The following is a 20,320-nucleotide window of genomic DNA, read 5'->3' on the forward strand; positions in this document are numbered from 1 at the left end:
AGCGAAACGTGGCTTCAAATTGATGCTCACAAGATCGCGAAGGAATACCGTGGCCTGGACGCTCTTTGTAGCGTATACGGTGGTCTGTTTAGTATCCGTATATCTGGCCGGATTGTCTGCAAAATCTGTAGTTGTCGCAGCTGTTGAAATTGGCTATATGCTGGTTATCACCTTCGGTATTACTGCGCGCCGACTGGCCCCGTTGACCCGTAAGCATGCACGCATCGGTGATGTCTTAGCTGTGGGAGTAGTTGGCATGTTCATCGTCGCAATGATATTGGTGATCCCAAGTCTGTATACAAGCGATCATGCGATTCTGGGAATAGTAGTTTTGGTGATAATTTCGGTGCTGCTGTTGGCGCAATTAGCTATCTTCTTCACGAGGTCAACGGCCGAAAGTTTAGGTCGAGATCGGGAATAGCGATGCTGCCTGCCCCACGCACCCTCGTTCGCCGAGCGCATACCGCACGCAGGTGAAACGCCCGAAAGGCCTGTGTGCGGTATCCATTCGGTGAGCAACGCGACCACCTTGACCCGTTAACTTATCGCTGATAACTTAACGCCGTTATTCTCCGGCGGAAGGCGTGGCGATGTTGGAACGTTTGGCTCGATCGGTGATCGCGGCACCGCGCCTGGTCCTGGGCGCGGCACTGCTCATCGCCATAGCGGCCGCCATCTTCGGCGTACCGGTGACCAAGCACCTCGCCGCCGGTGGACAGCAGGACCCCAATTCCGAGTCCGCTTATGTGACACGAGTTCTCGCCGACAAGTTCGACATCAGCGACCAATCGCTGGTCTTCATGCTCACCAGCGAGCAGGGCGTCAAAAGCTCACAGATGCGCGCCGTCGCAAGCGATCTGGAACGCCAGCTCAAAGACTCCGGCGTGGTGCTCAATCTGACCTCGGCATGGACGGCGCCACCGCCGGTGGCCGAAGAGCTCTTCGGCACCGACGGTAAGTCGGGGATGATCGTCGCCGGTCTGACCGGAGGCGAGAACGACGCCCAGAAGCACGCGGCCACGCTCATCAAGTCACTCGCCGTAGATCGCGATGGCGTATCGGTCACGGCGGGTGGTGTCGCCACGCTCTACAACCAGATCGTCACGCAGTCCGAGAAGGATCTATTGGTCATGGAATCGATCGCGATTCCGATCAGCTTCGTGGTGTTGGTCTGGATCTTCGGCGGTCTCTACGCCGCCCTGCTCCCCCTTGTCGTGGGCGTGTTCTCCATCGTCGGGGCCATGTCGATCCTGCGCGGTCTGACCTACGTCACCGACGTTTCGGTGTTCGCCCTGAATCTGGCTGTGGCAATGGGATTGGCGCTCGCCATCGACTATTCGCTGCTGATCATCAGCCGCTATCGCGAGGAGGTGAGTGCAGGCAAGCCGCGCGACGAAGCGCTGGTGCTGACCATGACCACCGCGGGCCGCACCGTGCTCTTCTCGGCGCTGACGGTTGCCCTCGCGCTGGTGGCGCTGATCTTGTTCCCGATGTACTTCCTCAAGTCGTTCGGGTATGCCGGTGTGGCCGTGGTGTTCGTCGGCGCGATCGCGGCGCTCGTGATCGTGCCGGCTGTGGTGACCCTGCTGGGCGATCGGATCGATGCCCTCGACGTGCGCCGCCTCATCCGCAAGATTCTGGGCAGGCCCGAGCCGGTGGCGAAGGCCGTCACCGACACCTTCTGGTATCGCAACACCAAACGGGTTATGGCGCGGGCGGTTCCGATTGCCATTGTCATCGTCACGGCACTGGTAGTTCTCGGGCTGCCGTTCCTCGACGGCAAGTTCGGGTTCCCGGATGATCGGGTGCTCCCCGCATCGGCCTCGGTGCACCAGGTGGGCAACGAGATGCGCCGCAACTTCAACAACAACAGCTCCACCAACTTGTCGGTCATCGCCGAGGGCGTCGGCACGCTGCCGCCGCAGGAGATCGACCGGTACGCCATGGACCTCTCGAAGATCGAAGACGTCAAGGAGGTGGCCGCGCCGACCGGCGCCTTCATTCGTGGCATGAAGGTCGGCCCGCCGTCGAGTGCAACCGGAATCAAGGATGGGACAGCGCTTTTCACGGTCCAGACGGGCGCCAAGCCATATACCGATGCCGCCGACCTTCAGCTCGACGCCATCCACGCACTGCCCGGTCCTGGCGACGTCACCGTCAAGATCGGCGGCGGCGCGCAGCTGGACCGTGACGCCGTCGACGGCATCGTGCACAAGCTGCCGTTGGTGCTGGCGATCATCGCGGTTGTCACCTTTGCGCTGCTGTTCCTGCTGACAGGTTCGGTGGTGCTGCCGCTCAAGGCGCTTGTTCTGAACGTACTGTCGCTCACGGCGACCTTCGGGGCGCTGATCTGGATCTTCCAGGAAGGCCACCTGGGTGGGTTTGGAACCGAAGTGACCGGCACCATTGTCGCCACCATGCCGATGCTGTTGTTCTGTATCGCGTTTGGGCTGTCGATGGACTACGAGGTGTTTCTCATCTCGCGCATCCGCGAGTACTGGATGGCGTCTGGGCGTACGCGTGCCGACAACGACGAGGCCGTAGCGCTCGGGGTGGCCCGTACGGGGCGGGTGGTCACTGCGGCCGCGTTGATCATGGCGATCGCCTTCGCGGCACTGATGGCGGCGCAGGTGTCCTTCATGCGCATGTTCGGTACCGGACTGACGATCGCGATCCTGGTCGACGCCACCATCATTCGCATGCTGCTGGTGCCGTCGTTCATGCGAATGCTGGGGCGCTTCAACTGGTGGGCGCCCAAACCGCTGGTCAAGCTGCATGAGCGAATCGGATTCAGTGACTAAGCGTCAGCGTTCATCTCGCGGGGAAGGGGATCAGCTCCGCGAGGAGATCATCGGGGCCGCAATTGCTTTGGTGCTGGAATCCAAGGAGTTGCGTGCGCCGTCGATTCGTGAGGTGGCCCGCGAGATTGGTGTGACACCGCCGTCGATCTACCTGCATTTCGCGGACAAAGACGAGCTCATGGACGCGGTGTGCGCGCAGTACTACCAACAGCTCGACGACGAGATGGTGGCCGCCGCCGTGGATCAGCCGACCGCACTGGAGCGCTTACACGCGCAGGGTATGGCCTACGTCCGTTTCGCCATCGCGACACCGCTGATGTATCGGCTGGCCACGTCCGCACCGCCGCGCAACGACAGTGAGCTGGACGAGACATTGGTCAGCGCGGCGTTCGCGCATCTACACAAGGGTGTTCTGGAACTCGTCGCCGAGGGTTTCTATCCGGACGGCGATACGGTAGCGATGGGTTTGCAGCTCTGGACCACGGCGCACGGAGTGGCCTCGATGTTGGTCACCAAACCGCACCTGCCATGGGGAGACGCGGAACTGTTCGCCGACAACGCCTTACGTGTGGCCTGCCTGGGGCAGGCGGTCAGCGACATCGACCTGAGCGGTTTACTGCCCCGTCAGAAATAGAGCCGCGCCGACGCCAGCGTGCCCGGCGCCGCCGAGTTGTCGGAGAACTCGAAGAGCCCTACGCCGCGACGATCGCCCAAATGCACCGTGGCCGATACCGAAGAGCCCGCGGCCAGCAGCTTGTCAACGGTCAAAGAGCCTGCCTCCGAGGCGAACTCGGCCAGCGAAGCATCGGATACCCCATCCAGGGAGAGGGAGGCCTCGGGGGAGAGCAGCGTGGTCACTGTGGGAACATCGCGGCCGCGCAGGGCCGCAGCCAGTTCCTGCACGCGCTGCTTGCCCGCCTCGCGCACACCCTTGAGCCCGCGCATGAATCCGAGCACCCCGTTGAGTCCCTGATTCTTCAGCAGCTGTGGCCCCAGTTTGACGCTCGCGAGCAGTCCGTCACCGCCCGCGCCCAACAGCTGGCCGATCATGGCGCGCAGTTCCCAGTAGGCGAACAGGCGGTCGATCTTTAGCGATGCGGCCGGACCGTCCTCGACCACGTCATACCGCAGATGCATCGGGATATGCATCGTGACACCGGTCGACATGGTCGTATGGATGGTCAGATCGCGTAACACCGACATCCCGGCGACCACATCGTTTTCGACTTCGAACACGATGGTGTTCGGTGCGATGAAGGTGTCGTAGAACTTGCCGATCGCGGATTCGCCGATATGTGGCCGCGACCCCACCGGGTCATTCACCTGGCCATAGGTGGCGAACAGGCCGACCCAGGTGTCCTTGTCATGAGCACCGACAGCTGCCGGCGACGCCTGAACGGTCGCCAGCAGCTCGTCGGCAAATGGTGCGCTGGACACAGTCTTAGGACAGTGCGCCGAGCACCGCGTCGTAATCGGGTTCCTGAGCGATCTCGGGGACCAACTCGGTGTAGGCGACGTTGCCGTCGGCGCCGATGACGACGATCGCGCGTCCCAGCAGTCCGGTCATCGGGCCGTCGGCGATGGTGACGCCGAAGTCCTCGCCGAAAGAGCTGCGGAACGCGGACGCGGTGCCGACGTTCTCGATGCCCTCGGCGCCGCAGAAACGCTTCTGGGCAAACGGCAGGTCCTTGGACACGCACAGCACCGGCGCTCCGGCCTCGGCGGCACGCTGATTGAAGGTGCGCACGCTGGCCTGGCAGACCGGGGTGTCGATCGAAGGAAAGATGTTGAGGATCACCGGCTTATCCCGGTACTGATCGCTGGTGACGGGGCCGAGATCGGCGCCTACCAGCTCAAATGCCGGGGCAGGAGAGCCGACAGCGGGAAGCTCGCCGACCGTGTTGATGGGGTTTCCGCGCAACGTGATCTGTGCCATGGCCCCAGTGTTCCAGAGTTCGGGTGCCAGTGGCATCAGCGGGGCTAGGTTGGAGGCATGACGACGCCCGTCAGCTTCGATAACAAATTCTTCTCGGCAATGTGGTCCGCCATCGCGCGACGCGAGCCTCCGGAGATCAAAGAGCTGCGTGCCGAGAATTTGCGAGGCCTGACGGGGCACGTGCTGGAGGTGGGTGCGGGGATCGGCTCGAACTTCCCGCTGTACCCGAACACGGTGACCGCGGTGACGGCACTCGAACCCGAATCCAGGCTGCGCCCGCAAGCCGAGGACGCGGCGGCCGGTGCGGCGATCCCGGTGACGGTGACCGCCGGTGTCTTCGAGGATCTTGCGGTCACCGGGGAGGACCGATTCGACGCGGTGGTGTGCTCGCTGGTGTTGTGCTCGGTGAGCGATCCCGACCGTGCCGCAGCGCAGGCCTTCGAGGTGCTCAAGCCGGGCGGAGAGGTGCGTTTCTTCGAGCATGTAGCCCACGACGGTGCGCTCGGGCTGGTGCAGCGCGCCGTCGACGCGACGTTCTGGCCGAGACTGTTCGGTAACTGCCACACCCACCGAGACACGCTGGGCGCGATCGAACGCGCCGGGTTCCAGATCGAGGGGCAGCGGGATGACTGGCTCAAGGTGATGGGTATCCCGATGCCGTCCTCGTCGATCGTGATCGGACGCGCGGTCAAACCCGCCTAGAACGTCTGCGGATCAACCGAATTCGACGACGGTCATCGCCGGCCTGATCCGGTCGGAGAAGGGCAGGTCGTAGAACAGCGGCGTGGCCAGCTTCAGGAAGTTTCCGCGGCCGGGTGGCATCCGCACCTCGCGGACCGCGCGCACACCGTCGAGAGCACGTAGCTCGTCGTATTGGTGGGCGGTGAAAGAGAACGGCATCGGCGGCACCGTGTAGTGCTTGCTCAGCTTCCAGCCCCGCCGTTGCGAATACACGCTCATCAACCACGGGATGGTGTCGAACGCCATCCAGCCACCGGGGAAGCGTTTGGCGCAGGCGGCGATGAGATCGAACACGACGTCGCGTTCCAGGTACATGAACAGGCCCTCGGCGGTGATCACCACACCCTCGGAGGCGTCGACCTGATCCATCCAGGAGTAGTCGAGTGCCGACTGTGCGATGTAACGGAGCCGGTCCGACGGGGGGAGCAACTGCTGACGCAACCGCACGATGGGTTCCAGGTCGACCGTCACCCACTTCAGCTCGCCGTTGTCGATACGCCAGAAGCTGGTCTGCAATCCCTCGGCCAGCGCCACCACCGTGGCACGCGGACGATCGGCCAGGTACTCGTTGGTGACGTTGTCGAATGTCAACGCCCGCAGCGCAATACCTTGATGTGTCCGGCCGAAGTGGTGGTAGTCGTAATCCAGGCTCTCGTAGACCACGACGGCCATCGGATCGTCGATCACGCCATCGGGCCGGGCCGCCTCTTCGGCGCGCTGGCGCAGAGTGATGAGCGCGGTTTCGGACACCCCGTCGAGGTGGCGGGCATCAATGGCAGCCATGCCAGCCACACTACTAGCGAACGAGCTTGTGCAACGTCCGCAGGTTGCGGGTGGTGGTCGTCGACTTGTATCGCTTCTTGCCCATCGTCTTGCCGACGGGGCTGCTCAGGGTCTGCGACTTGGGCACCTGCCAGTACAGCACCCCATCGCCGGCGGCGATGCGTTCGTTCTCGTCGAGCTCGGTATCGAGGCCGGCCAGTTCGGCAAGCACCTCGGGCTCGCTGCAGAACATCACGTACGAATGCACGTCCTCGATCTCGGGCTCCCACGGGAATGCCGCGATGATCTGGCCGATGGTGTCCAGGTCGTACACCAGCACCCATGCCTCGTAGCCGAAGCGATCGCCGAGTACCTGCTGCAGTCGTTCCTTGACCGCGGCCGCGGGCTCGGTTGCGTCGAGCAGTACGTTGCCGCTGGCGAGAATCGTTGTCACACCTGCGAATCCATCAGTGGCGAGGGCATCGCGGACATCGGCCATCTTCATCGTGATGCCACCAACGTTCACTCCGCGCAGCAAGGCGGCGTATCTGGTCACGGTTATCCGAACTGCAGCAGTGTCATGGACGGCCGGGTTCTACGCAGAAATCCGCGATCAAGACGCTTGGCGTTCACGAACTTCCAGATTCCACGGCCCGGATGCAACGGGATGTCGATGGCCGCGGACACTCCGGGAATGGACGTCAGTGACTCACCCTCATCGGCTGTCAGCGCGAACGGCATCGGTGGGGCCACGTAGCGGTCCGAGAGTTTGAACCCCTGTAGGGTGCGCTTGCTGAACCAATGCGGGATGCTGTCGAACATCATCTGTCCGCCGGGAAAGCGCTTGGCGCAGGCTTCGATCAGTCCCAGTGACTCCTCGGGTCGCAAGTACATCAGCAGCCCCTCGGCCGTGATGAACACACCGCCCGAGTCGTCGACCCGATCCATCCAGCTCAGGTCGAGGGCCGACTGGGCCAGCTTCACGATCCCCTCGTTCTTGGGCAGCAGTTGGTCGCGCAGCTCCATCACCGGCGGTAGATCCACTGAATACCAGGTGAATTGCGTCGTGGGTTTGTCGCCGCCCAGCCGCCAGAAGCTCGTCTGCATGCCCTCCGCGAGGGCCACCACCGCCGCTCTGGGGTGCGTTGCGAGATACACCCGTGCTTGCGAGTCGAACGACAATGCCCTGAGTGCGTGGGACTGCGACGGGCGACCGAACTTGCGGTAGTCGTACTCGATGGCGTCGAAGAGCTCCGCGGCCAGCGGGTCCTGGATGAGACTGTCGGGGCGCTTGGCCTCGGTGCCGCGATTGTGCAGTGTCCACAGGGTGGTAGCCGAGACGCCGTCCAGGCTGTCTCCGCTGATCCGCGATGAGCCGCTTGGGCGAAGAGCATCGGACTCGGTCATGAACCTGATGCTAGTGAAATGGGGCGACGACCGGGCCGCCCCTTGGTTAGGCTGACGGCTATGACCGATTCGAAGGGGAGCGGCGACTCGGCCGCGGACGAGGCCAAGCGCAAGTTCCGCGAGGCCCTTGAGCGCAAGAACACCAAGGCCAGCTCCGCCGCCGATCACAAGGACACCGGAAGCAAGCCGACCCATGCACACGGCCGGGCCGGCTCGCATCGCGAATTCCGTCGTAAGAGCGGCTAGACGGCCTTCTTCTCACTGGCCAGCAGCCGGGCGACGACCAGCCCGGCCAGCACTACCAGCCAGCACACGAGGCCAAATCCCTTGAGTCCCCAGACCACTGAGGCCAAGGTGAATCCGCCCGCGGCCATCAGCGCTATCCCGACGACGGCGCTGCGTGGGCCGGGGTGTGCGACATAGCCGCCATCCCAGCCGGGTAGCGGGTTGTTCTCCAGCGGCCGCAGGGCCAGGAACAGTCCGGTCACCAGCAGGACCATCGTCGCCACCTGGAGCACCGACAGGGTGATGAAATTCGGTGCGGCGGTGTCATATCGGGGGAACCCGAGGAAGTCGAACACCAGATGCATGCCGAGGAGTGCGGGCATGTGCCACAGGTACAGCGTCATCGCACCCGAGTTGCCGATGGCCACCGCCCACCACACGCGTGGACGCTGTGCCCACCGGTTGATGGCCGGCATCGCCGCGATAGCAAGGGCGGACAGGATGATTGCGTGCCCGGCCAGCACCAGCGACGGCGGGATCATGTTCGGCACCTTCTGGCCGGCCACGCCGACCAGGCTGATGGTGTACGGGCCGAACGTCACCAGGGCGATGTTGATCGCGAAAACGGCCGCGGCCAGCGCCAGGGCCGCCTTCCGGGTGATCAGCTGACGGCGGTACCCCACGCCCAAAACCGCCGGCAGCAGCCACACCACGAAGTTGACGTACCCGATCCCCTTGGATGCATCCAGGCCGAGTCGCAGCACGTCCACCGCCGCGATGCCCAAGTAGATTCCTGCGAGCGCCGTGAACATCGCACGTGTCGTCGTGATCCGGGCCAACAGCGGCACCGCCGCCAGCACCAGCACGTAGGCCCCGAGGAACCACAGCAGCTGGGTGCTCACACCGGCGACCGGCTCATAGACATGCAGAGGCAGGACCTGCCGGAGAATCACCAGCGCCAGCGCCCAGAAGCCCACGTAGTAGAACACCGGGCGATACAGCCGGGTGCAGCGATGCATCAGCCAGGACCCCCAGCTGGTTCCGGGCTTCCAGGACCCCACGCTGGCCGCGACACCGGCGAAGAAGAACAGCGGCATGATCTGGAAAACCCAGGTCAGCGCCTGGAAAATGGGGCGGCCGTTGAGCAGGTTGCCCCAGAGCAGCACGCCGTTGTCGATGGTGCTCACCGCCATGACGGTGTGCCCGAGGACCACGCCGGCCAGCGACACGATCCGGATCACGTCGAGTGCGCGGTCACGCGTGGTCGGGGTGGCTGCGCCCACCTCATCGGCGGTGGGCAGGCCCAGAGTCATCGTCATGCACCCAGCGTCGCCGAGCGGCCCACCCCGACACAGCGCGTGGCTACGCGACTGCGCTAGGTAGTTTCCCCTGCCGTGTCGGCGAGAAGGTACCTACCTGAACTAGCCGCCGAGAGCGGCGATGAGGTCCTTGATCTTGGCGGCCTCGTCTTCGGTGACGGGTTCCTCGGACTCGATCGCCGTCAGGAAGCCCACCTTCAGACCGGCGCCGTTGGCGGTCTCCTGCGCGGTGAGCCGCGCACGCCGGCGAGCGGTGTAGAGGCGCTGGCCCAGCGTGGCGCTGGGGCTGTTGGCGGCGTCCTTCATCAGGTCGTCGTAGCGATGGCGCACTCCGCTCAGCGCGACGACGACCGAGGGCGTCACGCGGCTACGGCTGGCGGCCTTCGCGATCGCGCCCTCAAGCTTGCGAAGCCCGCTGAGAACAACGGCGACGCGTTCTCCGTACTCGGGGTCGCTGGGCTCGGGCAAGGTGTCGATGGCGGATGAGTACATGTGCACCGCTGCATCGACAAGGCTGACAATGACTGGGGCTTCTCCGTCATCCGGCACGACTTCAGGCACGACCCATCGACTCCTTCTGAAAAGACCGGTTATGACCCCGGAGTAGGCGGGGGTCGCCGACAACCTAGCGCCGATTCGCGGCCCGGACAACCCTTATCGGATGAACGGTTTCTGACCCGAGTGTCTAGGTTGGACCTGCGAACTATGCTGCGCTACCTACCTTTTCGCCATCGCAGCTGTGCTCATGCGGTGTGGCGGCAACAGATCTTGATTAGCCGGTGGTCGCCGGCTCCACCGCCTGTATCCGGCGCGGGCGCTCCTGCCAGATGACGGCGATCAGGCAGAGCGCCGCCAGCGCGGCCACCGCGAGGGCGAAGGTGACACCGGCGGTGCGCAGACCCCACGCCTGGGCGGCCAGGCCCTCGCCGATGACCGGCAGCGCGATGCCGATGTAGGCGACCACGAAGTAACTGGAGGTCACCTCGGCGCGGTTGTCCTCGGGGGTGCGGTCGGCGATCGAGGCCAGCCCACGGCTGAAGCTGATGCCCTGCCCGATGCCCACCACCACCGCGCTGGCCAGGTACCACGGCAGCGAGGAGGTGTGCAGCGCCACCACCACAAGCAGCATGCCGGTCAGCAGGATGGCGCAGCCGATGACCAGGGCCTTGGCCGCAGGCACCTGACGGGCGAGAATCTGTGCCACGCAAGAAGATCCGAACGTCAGAAAGACGCTCGCCCCGGCGACCGCATGGTTGTCGATGCCGATCACCGTGGACAGGAATCCGGGGGCCACGGCGGTGAATGACCCGAGTGCCGCGAAGCCGGCGAAGCCCGCTGTAGCCGCAGCCGCGAATGTCGTGCGGACTTGAGGAGGAAGCGAAAGGCGTTGCACACCAAGTTTTCCGTGCTTGGGCGCGGTTTCCGGTGCCAGCAGCAGCGCCACCACGGCGATCGACACGAGCGCGATATGAACGATGAACGCCAGGTGTGTCGGCCAGGGCGCGTACTGCACGAGGATGCCGGCCACCAGCGGGCCGAGCCCGAGGCCGCCGGTGTTGGCGATGGTCGCCACCGCCGCCGCCCGCCCCCGCCATTGCTCGGGTGCTGCCTCGATGACAGCGACGGTGGCCGCACCGGTGAAGAAGCCTGCCGACAGGCCCGAGACGATGCGCGCGATCAGCAGCAGCGGAACCGAGTCGACGAACAGGAAGATGACCGAGCTGAGGATGGCGAATCCGGCGCCCGTCAGCAACAGAGGGCGACGGCCGAGAACATCGGACCAGCCGCCGAACATCAGCAGCGCGAACAGCACCCCGGCGGCATAGGTGGCATAGACAACCGTGGTGGTGAGCACCGAAAAGTGCATCTGCTGCGAGTACAAGGCGTACATCGGGGTCGGCATCGTGGTGCCGATCATGACGGTGGAGAAGCTGAACGCCAGCAGGATGAAGGCAGCCGAACGGCGCAGACGGGCAATCACACCCCAATGTAAGTCACCGGCCGCCGGAGGTTGTTCCCGCGAGATGACATTTATGCGGGCAATTGGTGCCCAAAGACCAGCGTGAATGTCATCTCGGCCGGGATAGCGCAAGAGGGCCGGGATGGGGGAGTGCGGTGGTTAGTGCTGGACGGCCTTCTCCGCCCCGATGCCCGTCAACGAGCGCACCTCCATCTCGGCGTTCAATCCGGGGTCGCCCTTGTCGTTGGACGTGAGCGTCCCGACGATGCCCAGTAGGAAGGCCAGCGGAATCGACACGATGCCCGGGTTGGCCAAGGGGAACCAGGCGAAGTCGGCGCCGGGGATCATCGCCGTCTTCGCGCCGGACACGGCGGGCGAGAAGACGATCAGCACGATGGTGGAGATCAAGCCGCCGTACATGCTCCACAGCGCACCGCGGGTGTTGAAGCGCGGCCAGTACAGCGAGTACAGGATGGTCGGCAGATTGGCCGCGGCCGCGACCGCGAACGCCAGGGCGACCAGGAACGCGACGTTCTGCCCGTTGGCCAGGATGCCGAGTCCGATCGCGATGATGCCCAGCACCACCGCCGCGATCCGCGATACCCGCACCTGCTCCTCTTCGGAAACGTTGTGTCCCTTCATGACCGAGGCATAGATGTCATGCGCGAAGGATGCTGACGCGGTGATCGTCAAGCCGGCTACCACCGCGAGGATGGTTGCGAAGGCCACCGCGGAGATGACCGCCAGCAGTATCACCCCGCCGAGTTCGAAGGCCAACAGTGGCGCAGCCGAGTTCTGACCGCCCGCGGCGGCCAGGATGCGATCGGGACCCACGAGTGCCGCGGCGCCGTAGCCGAGCGCCAAGGTGAACAGGTAGAAGGCGCCGATCAGCCCGATCGCCCACACCACCGAACGGCGAGCCTCCTTGGCGGTGGGCACCGTGTAGAAGCGCATCAGCACATGGGGGAGGCCGGCAGTGCCGAGCACCAGGGCCAGGCCGAGTGACAGGAAGTTGATCTTCGACGTTAACGAGCCGCCGTACTGTGCGCCGGGCGCCAGAACATCGCGGGAGGCAACACCTTTGGTGTGGCTGCCGGAAACGGCGTGCTGCGCTGCCCCGAGGATGTCGGAGAAGTTGAAACCGAACTTGGCCAGCACTGCCGCCGTCATCAGCGCGGCGCCGGTGATCAACAGCACCGCCTTGATGATCTGCACCCAGGTGGTGCCCTTCATGCCGCCTACCAGGACATAGACGATCATGAGCACGCCCACCACGCCGATCACGATCGATTGGCCCACGCGGCCGTGGATATTGAGCAGCAGCGCCACCAGGCCGCCGGCGCCCGCCATCTGGGCGAGCAGGTAGAACAACGACACCGTGAGGGTCGAGGTGGCTGCCGCCAGCCGGACCGGGCGCTGCCTGAGCCGGAAGCTCAACACGTCGGCCATGGTGAATTTTCCTGTGTTGCGCAGCAATTCGGCGACAAGCAGCAGAGCCACCAACCACGCCACCAGGAATCCGATGGAGTACAAGAAGCCGTCGTAGCCGTACCGCGATGGCCCCGGCGATGCCGAGAAAGCTTGCGGCAGAAAGGTAGTCGCCGGCTATCGCGATGCCGTTCTGTGGACCGGAGAAGGCGCGGCCGCCGGTGAAGAATCCCTCGGCGGTCTTACTGCTTCCGCTGGCCCGGATGACGAGGTAGAGGGTGACGACGACGAAGAGAGTGAATATCGCGATGTTGGTGGCGGGATTGCCGATGGTCTCGGCCGCCATGATCGACGGTGTGGTCATGCCTTTTCCGCCTCGGCGCGGATGGCCGCCGCTCGCGGATCCAACTCGCGGTTGGCGAACCGGACGTAGAAGCCGGTGATGACGAATGTGGTGAGGAACTGGCCGAGACCGAGTACGAGCCCCACGTTGATGTTGCCGACGACCTTGATGGCCATGAAGTCATGAGCGAACGCACCCAGCGCCAGGTACAGGCCGTACCACCCCAGAAAAAATGCCGTCATGGGAAAAATGAAGTGGCGCAACGTTTTCCGGAGCTCGTGAAACTCGGGGCTGGCCTGGATTTCCAGGGCTCTGTCGGTGGACAGCTCGGGAGGATCGATAGCGGTCAACGCTGGCTCCTTATGGATACCTGTCAGGGTGCTGGGAGAGCGTAATGAGGGCTGAGCCGCGACCGGGGCGTTTCCGGCCCTGGTTTGTCAGGTGTTCACCTGCGCGGGCTCGAATCGGTGGAGCCGACGCCTTACGCGTCCTTGCGCGCCGAGTCCTCTCCATACTGCTGGTTGACCGCGCGCAGGAACTTCTCGGCGTCGGTCGGTTCCAGTGGAGGCAGGTTGATCGTCTCGCTGACGATGCCGTCGGGAAGACGGGGCTCGGACCCGACGTCGGGAATGAAGTTCTTCACGGCTCCGTCGGTGAAGGGCACGCCCGACTTGACCTGGTTGTTGGACACCAGGTCGAATGCCCGCGTCATCGCGTCCCGGGATTCCTCGGGCAGTCCCGCCTTGATGGCGGCGATCTCGGTGGCGGACTTGCCGTCGAAGGACTGCGCGAACTCGTACAGGTACTGCAGCTGGTTCGACGGGATGGTGACACTCTTGCCGGCCGCCAGGTCCTTGAGCTGCTTGTCATCGAGAAGCGATGCCGCCTTGACCCGATTCAGCACGCTCTGATCGCGATGGTTGTCGTCCTGAAAGTGCGCCCCGTCGTGGTTTCCCTGCGCCGATGTCAGCCCACAGAACGGATTGAACGACGCCGATAGGGCGTCGCAGATGGCGTCGATCTGTTGCTGGGCCTCCAGCTCGGCCGCCCACCACTTGTCGTAGGCCTTCCGCATCATCCGCGTGAACTTGGCGGCGTACTGATTGCCTTTGTCGATGATCTCCGCGCTTGCGTTGGATTGCATGATCCAGCTGGCGGTGAGGTCCTCGGCAACGGTGTAGCCGTTATCCATGGCCTCGTTGTAGAGGTCCACCGCCTCGCGGCGGTACTCGATGGACTGAAACTCCAACGTGACCAGGGCCTTCGGAGCATCATCGAGCAACATCTGAGTGGCCAGATAGATCGTCTTCTCGTCGCTGGCCGCGGTGTCCTGGATGGCGCGGGCGGTTTCCCCATCCCAGGGCAGTCCGCCGGGCCGGTCGATCGAGTTCTTGTAGTCCTGGGCGCGATGCTGCAACTCGGCGGCGGCGAGCATCGCCTGGCGCAACGGCACGATGGACTGTTCGGGGTGGTTGGTGAGCAACCTTCTGGCCGAGTACTCCGATTTCATTGCGGCCTCGACAAGGACGCTGCCGAAAGGATGGTCTGCCGCACATACTCTTCGGTGTCGCCGAATCGGGTCTGCGCCTGCTGGGACAGATCGGCCATGTTGACACAACGTGCCGCAAACATGCGCTGCAGCTCGGGGATGACCTCGGTGACCAGTCGTCTGACGGCCTTCAGCGAAGGAGCATCCCCCGGTTCAACCCTGGCGGGGTTGTCAGCCCGATTGCATAGCTTGTGGGCTTGTTCTCTTAGTTCCGGCGACAGCTTGCGCAACGCCTCTAGATCAACGTCCAATTGGCCTGACAGCGGCAGCCTCCCCGAGCACGGCGATCTTGGTCGCCCAAGTTGCCGTAGCGTAGCACCGCTGGGGTTGTCAAAGTTCAGAAGGAAGGAATGTCACATTGGCGAAATTGCAGCTAGCGCAAGACCCGGCCGCCGATGAGTTGCTGGAGGAGAATCCGCTGGCGCTTTTGATAGCGATGCTCCTCGATCAACAGATTCCCATGGAGGTCGCATTCGCGGGGCCCAAGAAGATTGCCGACCGCATCGGCGGTATCGACGCGCACCAGATCGCCGAGTACGACCCCGACAAGTTCGTGGCCCTGTGTTCCGAGCGGCCCGCCATCCATCGCTTCCCCGGCTCGATGGCCAAGCGTGTCCAGGTCCTCGCGCAGGAGATCGTCGACGAGTATGACGGCCGCGCCGAGAACATCTGGAAGGCCGGCGACCCGAACGGGGCCGAGCTGCTCAAGCGGCTCAAGGCGCTGCCCGGCTTCGGCGAGCAGAAGGCGAAAATCTTTGTGGCCCTGCTGGGCAAGCAGTATGGCGTGCAGCCCGCGGACTGGCGCAAGGCCGCCGGAAACTACGGCGAGAAGGACACGCACCTATCGGTCGCGGATGTCGTCGACGCCGAGTCGCTCGGTCTGGTGCGTGCCCATAAGAAGGAAATGAAGGCTGCCGCCAAAGCAAAGGCGGCCAAGGCATAACGCCCTGACCGCCTTGCTTGTGTACTGACTGAACTACGGCAGCGCCGCGAACATCGGTGCCGACGGGACCAGTCCGGCGCCGGGGGTGGCGGCGGTGGCGGCAGGCAGTCCGGCCACGGGAGCCGCCGCAGCGGCGGGGATTCCGTTGACCAGCGCCGGCGGGATCAGCGTCTGCTGCACACCGGCGGGCAGCAGCTTGGGCAGGTTGGTGGCCCACAGATCGACGGTCTGGGTGACGCCGTCTGCACCCGGGATCTGCGAGACACCGGGCACGTTGCTGGTCGCGGGAACCGACGCCGGAGACAGCGCCTGGGCTGCGGCCGGGGTCAGGGCCTGGGCGGCGGCCGGAGGCAGCGCGGCCGGGGCAGCAGGAGCGGCGGGCGCCACGCCCTGAGCCGGTGCGGCCGCGGGAGCGGCCGGAGCCACGGCAGGAAGGGCCGGTGCTGCCGGTGCGGCAATCGCGGCGGGTGCCGCGGGAGCCACCGGAGCGGCGGCGGGTGCGTTACCGAAGCCCGAAGCAGCCTGGCCCAGGATCGCGGCGGGGTTGGTCGGGTTCGGCCCCGGGGCGGGGATGGGGTCAGCGCTGGCGGTCGACGCCAGGCCCAGCGCCAGGCCGGCCGACGCGAAGGCCGCGATCGACGCGCCCATGAAGACGTTGGTGATCCGTGACATATTGAACTCCAATGCTGTTTCGCTAGACGTGATTACTGGTGTTAAACGCCAAGGTAATCCGTTACGCGTGTTACTCAAGTGACGCGTGTGGCGTAGATGGAACCGTTACCAAAACGAGTGAGCGAGGTTATCGAAGCCCCGATGAGAACAGAGCCGACCAGGGCGGATAGCGAGCCCCAGGTTTCGACACGCGGCGCGTCGGCGTGGCGGCGTGTCCGCGAGTGGGGCCCGTGGCTGCTGGCGCTGAGTGTCGCGGTGCGCCTTGCGTGGGCGTACCTGACGCCGCACGGTGCCGACCTTGTCGACCTGCATGTGTACGTCAGCGGTCCGGCAACTCTGGGCCACGGAAATCTCTACGAGTTCACCTATCCGGACAAGACGCCGGACTTTCCGCTGCCCTTCACGTATCCGCCCTTTGCGGCCGTGGTGTTCTGGCCGCTACACCTGATTCCGTTCACTCTGCTCGGACTGTGCTGGATCCTGGGCACTATCGCCGCGCTGTACGCGGTGGTTCGGCTGAGTCAACGACTCCTCGGATTCGACGACGCCCGCGGTGCCGCCGTGTGGACCGCCGTCACGATGTGGACCGAACCGGTGCGCTCCACCCTGGATTACGGGCAGATCAACGTGTTGTTGATGCTGCTGATCCTGTTGGCGGTCACGTCGTCGCGCTGGTGGATCTCCGGAACGCTGGTGGGGCTTGCCGGTGGGGTGAAGCTGACCCCGCTGGTCAGCGGGTTGTACTTCCTGGGTGCGCGTCGCTGGGCGACTGCCGTCTGGGCCGGAGTGGTTTTTGTGCTGACCGTGGTGATCGGCATCGCGGTGGTCGGGGAGCAAGGGCGCTATTACTTCACCGATCTGTTGGGTAAGCCCGACCGGATCGGGCCGATCGCCACCGTGTTCAACCAATCCTGGCGCGGCGGGATCTCCAGAATCCTCGGACACGACGTGGGGTCCGGGGCGCTGGTCCTGGTGGCCTACGCGATTACCGCGGTGCTGGCCTTGCTGGCCTGGCGTGCCGTCGACGACAGGCTGGGGCGAATCTGCGTGGTGGAGATCTTCGGCCTGCTGATCTCGCCGATCTCGTGGACCCATCATTGGGTGTGGATGGTTCCGTTCATGGTGTGGCTGTTACACGGGCCTTGGCGAGAAATGCTGGGCACCAAGATTTTTGGGTACGGATGGCTGCTGCTGTTGCTGGTCGGGGTGCCCTGGCTGCTGAGCTTTGCTCAGCCCGACATCTGGCGCATCGACCGGCCCTGGCCGCTGGCCTGGGCCGGGTTGGTGGACATCGCGGCGGCAATGGCCACACTGACCTGGATGGCGGTAACCGGGATCAGGTCGCGGGCTTGGAATCGGGAAGTTTCGGCCACCGGCTAGCGTTGCGGTCATGTCTGAACATTGGACCGTCCTGGTCACCGGTGCTTCCAGCGGGATCGGCGCGAGCGCGGCCCGGATCTTCGTGGAGCGCGGGCATCGGGTGTTCGGTACCAGCCGCAATCCCGATACCATCGCCGATCGCATCGCCGGGGTCCAGTACCTGCGGTTGGACCAGACCGACAAGGCCAGCATCGCCGAATGTGTCGCGCAGGCAGGCGAGGTGGACATCCTGGTCAACAACGCCGGCGAGAGTCAGATCGGTGCCCTGGAAGATATCTCTGTCGACGACTTCGAGAAGTTATACACCACCAATGTCTTTGGGCCCGTGGCGCTTACCAAAGCGGTGTTGCCGGCAATGAGGGAACGGCGCCGGGGCGCCGTGGTCATGGTGGGCTCGATGGCGGGCACGCTGCACGTCCCATTCCGGACGACCTACAGTTCGGCGAAATCGGCGTTGCACACGGTGGCCGACTGCCTGCGCTATGAGGTGGCGCCATTCGGAATCACCGTCACCACCGTGGAACCCGGTGTCATCGCGACCGGAATCGAAACGCGGCGCAACCGCATCGTGCCTGAGGGGTCGGCCTACCGCGACGCGTTCCAGACTGTCGACGCGGCCATGGCCGCGCGTGAGCAGCACGGCATGGAAACCGACGAATTGGGGCGCCTCATTGTCGACGTGGCGCTGAACCCGAATCCGAAACCTCTGTATGCCAAAGGCAGTAACGCGCCGCTCATCATGACCGCCCAGCGGCTGCTGCCCGCCCGGCTCTTCCTCAAGTTCCTGGCACGCATGCACGGGCTGAAGGTGGGGTAACGCATGTTTCCGCAAGGTATGCACCCCACCGGATCCTCAGATGCCTTTCACTCCAAAGACATCGGCAGGCTGCTGCTGCAGTGTCCGGACCGTATCGGCGTGGTGGCCGCCGTCAGCGCTTTCCTGGCCGACGCCGGTGCCAGCATCATCTCGTTGGCGCAGTACTCGACCGAACCGCAAGGCGGCTGGTTCATGCAGCGCACGGTCTTCCACCGCGCCGGGCTGACCGCCGCGCGCGAGGAGATGGAGAACAAATTCTCTTCCATCGCAGAAAAGTTCGACATTCAGTACCGATTCAGTGAGGCCGCCAAGCCCAAGCGCGTCGCGATCATGGTGTCGCGCACCGATCACTGTCTGCTGGATCTGCTGTGGCGCAACCGCCGCGGCGAGCTTGACATGTCGATCGTGATGGTGATCTCGAACCATCCCGATCTCGCCGAGCAGGTGCGCTCGTTCGGGCTACCGTTCGTGCACATCCCGGCGACTCGCGAGAACCGCGCCGAGGCCGAACACAAGCAACTGGAACTGCTGCGGGGAAACGTCGATCTGGTGGTGCTGGCTCGGTACATGCAGATCATCTCGCCGGAGTTCCTCGCCGAGATCGGCTGCCCGATGATCAACATCCACCATTCATTCCTGCCCGCCTTCACCGGCGCGATGCCCTACCGTCGTGCACGCGAACGCGGCGTCAAAATGATCGGTGCCACAGCGCATTACGTGACGCAGGAGCTCGACGAGGGTCCCATCATCGAGCAGGACGTGATCCGTGTCGACCACACCCACACCGTCGAGGATCTGGTGCGGCTCGGTTCGGACGTGGAGCGTCTGGTGTTGTCGCGAGCCGTCGCATGGCACTGCGAAGACAGGGTCATGCGGCACGGCAATGTCACTGCGATCTTGTGAGACGCCATCGCGCTGAACGCTCGGGCGCCGTGCCGCTGTTGCCCGCCTCTACGCGACAAACGTGGAGTAATGCGGCGGGACTGGCCTTATTTGTCGCATAGACGTGGGCGAGGCCTATATGTGGTGTCGAGATCCTCGCGCCCCCGTATCGTGCTCTCTAACCGCCGACCTGCGCGTCGATCGTCTGCGCCAGTGCCACGTCCTTGTCGGTGATGCCGCCCTCGGAATGGGTGGACAGTACAAACGTCACTGTGCGCCATCGGATATCGATATCGGGATGATGGTCGACGGATTCGGCGTGCTCGGCGATGCGCCGCACCGCGTCGATGCCGTCGAGGAAGGCGTTGAACCTGACGACGCGGCGCAGAGAGTCGCCCTCGCTAGTCCAGCCGGAAAGTCCGGCGAGCGCTGCGTTGATCTGGTCATCGGTGAGCAGAGCCATGGCACCCACGGTACGCGGGAACCTTCTACAGCTTGGTGATCCTCAGCGCACCGAGGGCCTTTTCGACATCGGCGTGTGCGTGGGCATCGCCGATGGGGCTGGTGCCCATGAAGAACGTCACGGGATCGGTTCGGATCATCACCACGGTGGTGTCGTCTCCGTCGACCCCGGCGTTGGCCCGATTAACCCTGATCACCGCGTCGACGCGGTATGCCGGTACGCCGTCGACCTTCATCGGCGTCGCCCGAATCGGCCCGAGCCGGGGAGAGTAGGGGCGGTACCACTCGCAGTCCGCCAGACATCTCATCGCCGCGGTGGCCTGGTCCGCGGCGCTCGCGTCCGGCGGAAATCGGGACGTGCCGATGTCGACACTGGTCATCCAGTGTTCGGCGACCTCGCGTTGTAAGCCAGTGACATCGCTGCCCAGCGGAAACGACTTGTACGCGTTGGCCTTCAGGTTGGGCAATGTGTCCACGGGCAGCAGCAGTTGGCCCGTCGCCAATAGTGGACCGCCCGGATCCGGATCGCTTTCGACGGTGCCCGCACAGGACATGTCTCCGGGTGCGTTGCGGACGTTGCGTGGCGCTTCCGGCGGACGGACGGTGTGACAGGACATGAGCAGTAAGGCACCGGTCGTCGCTGCCGCGACCGCCCCGCCGATTCGAAGTGCTCTCACCTGTGGCCCCCGTTGC

23 protein-coding genes and 1 pseudogene are annotated in these 20,320 nt (G+C 64.4%); 9 read left to right on the forward strand and 15 right to left on the reverse strand.

Annotated features, from left to right (window positions below; all coding sequences use genetic code 11):
- The first annotated feature begins 49 nt into the window (after positions 1 to 49).
- The 3 genes from MYCSP_RS23050 (at position 50) to MYCSP_RS05740 (ending at position 3,435) form a co-directional block, all read left to right on the forward strand.
- Complete coding sequence (locus tag MYCSP_RS23050; protein WP_157886156.1) at positions 50 to 421, forward strand: hypothetical protein; 372 nt, start codon at positions 50 to 52, stop codon at positions 419 to 421.
- 169 nt (positions 422 to 590) lie between these two features.
- Complete coding sequence (locus tag MYCSP_RS05735) at positions 591 to 2,801, forward strand: MMPL family transporter (protein ID WP_088415465.1); 2,211 nt, start codon at positions 591 to 593, stop codon at positions 2,799 to 2,801.
- Positions 2,794 to 3,435, forward strand: a complete 642-nt coding sequence (locus tag MYCSP_RS05740) for a TetR/AcrR family transcriptional regulator (RefSeq protein WP_083013860.1) — start codon at positions 2,794 to 2,796, stop codon at positions 3,433 to 3,435. The genes MYCSP_RS05735 and MYCSP_RS05740 overlap by 8 nt, the downstream gene beginning before the upstream one ends.
- Here the strand turns inward: MYCSP_RS05740 and MYCSP_RS05745 are convergent.
- Together MYCSP_RS05745 and tpx are read right to left on the reverse strand one after the other, a co-directional pair.
- Entirely contained in the window at positions 3,426 to 4,238 is an 813-nt protein-coding gene (locus tag MYCSP_RS05745; RefSeq protein WP_083013859.1) for a nuclear transport factor 2 family protein, read from the reverse strand. The genes MYCSP_RS05740 and MYCSP_RS05745 overlap by 10 nt on opposite strands.
- Before the next feature lie 4 nt (positions 4,239 to 4,242).
- Positions 4,243 to 4,737, reverse strand: coding sequence for a thiol peroxidase (gene tpx, locus MYCSP_RS05750; RefSeq protein ID WP_005059496.1), 495 nt, complete (start codon positions 4,735 to 4,737; stop codon positions 4,243 to 4,245).
- Between the two features lie 57 nt (positions 4,738 to 4,794).
- Here tpx and MYCSP_RS05755 point away from each other — a divergent pair, with 57 nt between their 5' ends.
- On the forward strand, positions 4,795 to 5,439 hold the full coding sequence (locus MYCSP_RS05755) for a class I SAM-dependent methyltransferase (protein ID WP_070913290.1): 645 nt from the start codon (positions 4,795 to 4,797) through the stop codon (positions 5,437 to 5,439).
- Positions 5,440 to 5,451: 12 nt separating this feature from the next.
- Here the strand turns inward: MYCSP_RS05755 and MYCSP_RS05760 are convergent, their stop codons facing one another.
- The 3 genes from MYCSP_RS05760 to MYCSP_RS05770 are packed head-to-tail and all read right to left on the reverse strand — an operon-like array spanning position 5,452 to position 7,647.
- Complete coding sequence (locus MYCSP_RS05760) at positions 5,452 to 6,261, reverse strand: class I SAM-dependent methyltransferase (protein WP_162266205.1); 810 nt, start codon at positions 6,259 to 6,261, stop codon at positions 5,452 to 5,454.
- A 13-nt stretch (positions 6,262 to 6,274) separates the two neighbouring features.
- Positions 6,275 to 6,796: a DUF1697 domain-containing protein gene (locus MYCSP_RS05765; protein ID WP_088413374.1), complete on the reverse strand. Its 522-nt coding sequence runs from the start codon at positions 6,794 to 6,796 to the stop codon at positions 6,275 to 6,277.
- A gap of 2 nt (positions 6,797 to 6,798) precedes the next feature.
- Positions 6,799 to 7,647: a class I SAM-dependent methyltransferase gene (locus MYCSP_RS05770; protein ID WP_083013856.1), complete on the reverse strand. Its 849-nt coding sequence runs from the start codon at positions 7,645 to 7,647 to the stop codon at positions 6,799 to 6,801.
- A gap of 60 nt (positions 7,648 to 7,707) precedes the next feature.
- On the opposite strand from MYCSP_RS05770, the gene MYCSP_RS05775 reads away from it, so the two are divergent.
- Positions 7,708 to 7,893, forward strand: coding sequence for a DUF5302 domain-containing protein (locus tag MYCSP_RS05775; protein ID WP_070913294.1), 186 nt, complete (start codon positions 7,708 to 7,710; stop codon positions 7,891 to 7,893).
- Here the strand turns inward: MYCSP_RS05775 and MYCSP_RS05780 are convergent.
- The 7 genes and pseudogenes from MYCSP_RS05780 to MYCSP_RS05810 form a co-directional block, all read right to left on the reverse strand.
- Complete coding sequence (locus MYCSP_RS05780; RefSeq protein ID WP_088413375.1) at positions 7,890 to 9,191, reverse strand: acyltransferase family protein; 1,302 nt, start codon at positions 9,189 to 9,191, stop codon at positions 7,890 to 7,892. The two genes, MYCSP_RS05775 and MYCSP_RS05780, sit on opposite strands and share 4 nt — an antisense overlap.
- A gap of 102 nt (positions 9,192 to 9,293) precedes the next feature.
- Positions 9,294 to 9,683, reverse strand: coding sequence for a hypothetical protein (locus tag MYCSP_RS05785; RefSeq protein WP_070913389.1), 390 nt, complete (start codon positions 9,681 to 9,683; stop codon positions 9,294 to 9,296).
- A 280-nt stretch (positions 9,684 to 9,963) separates the two neighbouring features.
- Positions 9,964 to 11,172, reverse strand: coding sequence for an MFS transporter (locus MYCSP_RS05790; RefSeq protein WP_088413376.1), 1,209 nt, complete (start codon positions 11,170 to 11,172; stop codon positions 9,964 to 9,966).
- 138 nt (positions 11,173 to 11,310) lie between these two features.
- Positions 11,311 to 12,943: pseudogene (locus MYCSP_RS05795) on the reverse strand (solute symporter family protein).
- Entirely contained in the window at positions 12,940 to 13,272 is a 333-nt protein-coding gene (locus tag MYCSP_RS05800; protein WP_088413377.1) for a DUF485 domain-containing protein, read from the reverse strand. Before MYCSP_RS05800 ends, MYCSP_RS05795 begins: the two are co-directional and overlap by 4 nt.
- Positions 13,273 to 13,403: 131 nt before the next feature.
- Positions 13,404 to 14,432: a TPR repeat region-containing protein gene (locus MYCSP_RS05805; protein ID WP_088413378.1), complete on the reverse strand. Its 1,029-nt coding sequence runs from the start codon at positions 14,430 to 14,432 to the stop codon at positions 13,404 to 13,406.
- Positions 14,429 to 14,722 (reverse strand): hypothetical protein, encoded by a 294-nt coding sequence (locus MYCSP_RS05810; RefSeq protein WP_070913299.1) that lies wholly within the window; start codon positions 14,720 to 14,722, stop codon positions 14,429 to 14,431. Before MYCSP_RS05810 ends, MYCSP_RS05805 begins: the two co-directional genes overlap by 4 nt.
- Before the next feature lie 116 nt (positions 14,723 to 14,838).
- On the opposite strand from MYCSP_RS05810, the gene MYCSP_RS05815 reads away from it, so the two are divergent.
- A complete protein-coding gene (locus MYCSP_RS05815; RefSeq protein ID WP_207565751.1) occupies positions 14,839 to 15,414 on the forward strand; it encodes an HhH-GPD-type base excision DNA repair protein in 576 nt (191 codons plus the stop codon).
- 33 nt (positions 15,415 to 15,447) lie between these two features.
- Here the strand turns inward: MYCSP_RS05815 and MYCSP_RS05820 are convergent, their stop codons facing one another.
- Positions 15,448 to 16,086, reverse strand: coding sequence for a hypothetical protein (locus MYCSP_RS05820; RefSeq protein ID WP_088413379.1), 639 nt, complete (start codon positions 16,084 to 16,086; stop codon positions 15,448 to 15,450).
- Between the two features lie 96 nt (positions 16,087 to 16,182).
- On the opposite strand from MYCSP_RS05820, the gene MYCSP_RS05825 reads away from it, so the two are divergent.
- The 3 genes from MYCSP_RS05825 to purU are packed head-to-tail and all read left to right on the forward strand — an operon-like array spanning position 16,183 to position 19,186.
- On the forward strand, positions 16,183 to 17,466 hold the full coding sequence (locus MYCSP_RS05825) for a mannosyltransferase (RefSeq protein ID WP_407661629.1): 1,284 nt from the start codon (positions 16,183 to 16,185) through the stop codon (positions 17,464 to 17,466).
- Between the two features lie 10 nt (positions 17,467 to 17,476).
- Complete coding sequence (locus MYCSP_RS05830) at positions 17,477 to 18,283, forward strand: SDR family oxidoreductase (RefSeq protein ID WP_088413381.1); 807 nt, start codon at positions 17,477 to 17,479, stop codon at positions 18,281 to 18,283.
- A gap of 3 nt (positions 18,284 to 18,286) precedes the next feature.
- Positions 18,287 to 19,186 carry a formyltetrahydrofolate deformylase gene (purU, locus tag MYCSP_RS05835; protein ID WP_088413382.1) on the forward strand — a complete coding sequence of 300 codons (900 nt, stop codon included), beginning with the start codon at positions 18,287 to 18,289 and terminating at the stop codon, positions 19,184 to 19,186.
- A 157-nt stretch (positions 19,187 to 19,343) separates the two neighbouring features.
- Here purU and MYCSP_RS05840 read toward each other — a convergent pair whose 3' ends face one another.
- Entirely contained in the window at positions 19,344 to 19,628 is a 285-nt protein-coding gene (locus MYCSP_RS05840; RefSeq protein ID WP_088415467.1) for a 4a-hydroxytetrahydrobiopterin dehydratase, read from the reverse strand.
- A gap of 25 nt (positions 19,629 to 19,653) precedes the next feature.
- Complete coding sequence (locus MYCSP_RS05845; RefSeq protein ID WP_157886157.1) at positions 19,654 to 20,304, reverse strand: hypothetical protein; 651 nt, start codon at positions 20,302 to 20,304, stop codon at positions 19,654 to 19,656.
- Positions 20,305 to 20,320: the final 16 nt, after the last annotated feature.

This window comes from Mycobacteroides saopaulense (genome assembly GCF_001456355.1).
In the GTDB taxonomy this organism is placed as follows: Bacteria; Actinomycetota; Actinomycetes; order Mycobacteriales; family Mycobacteriaceae; genus Mycobacterium; species Mycobacterium saopaulense.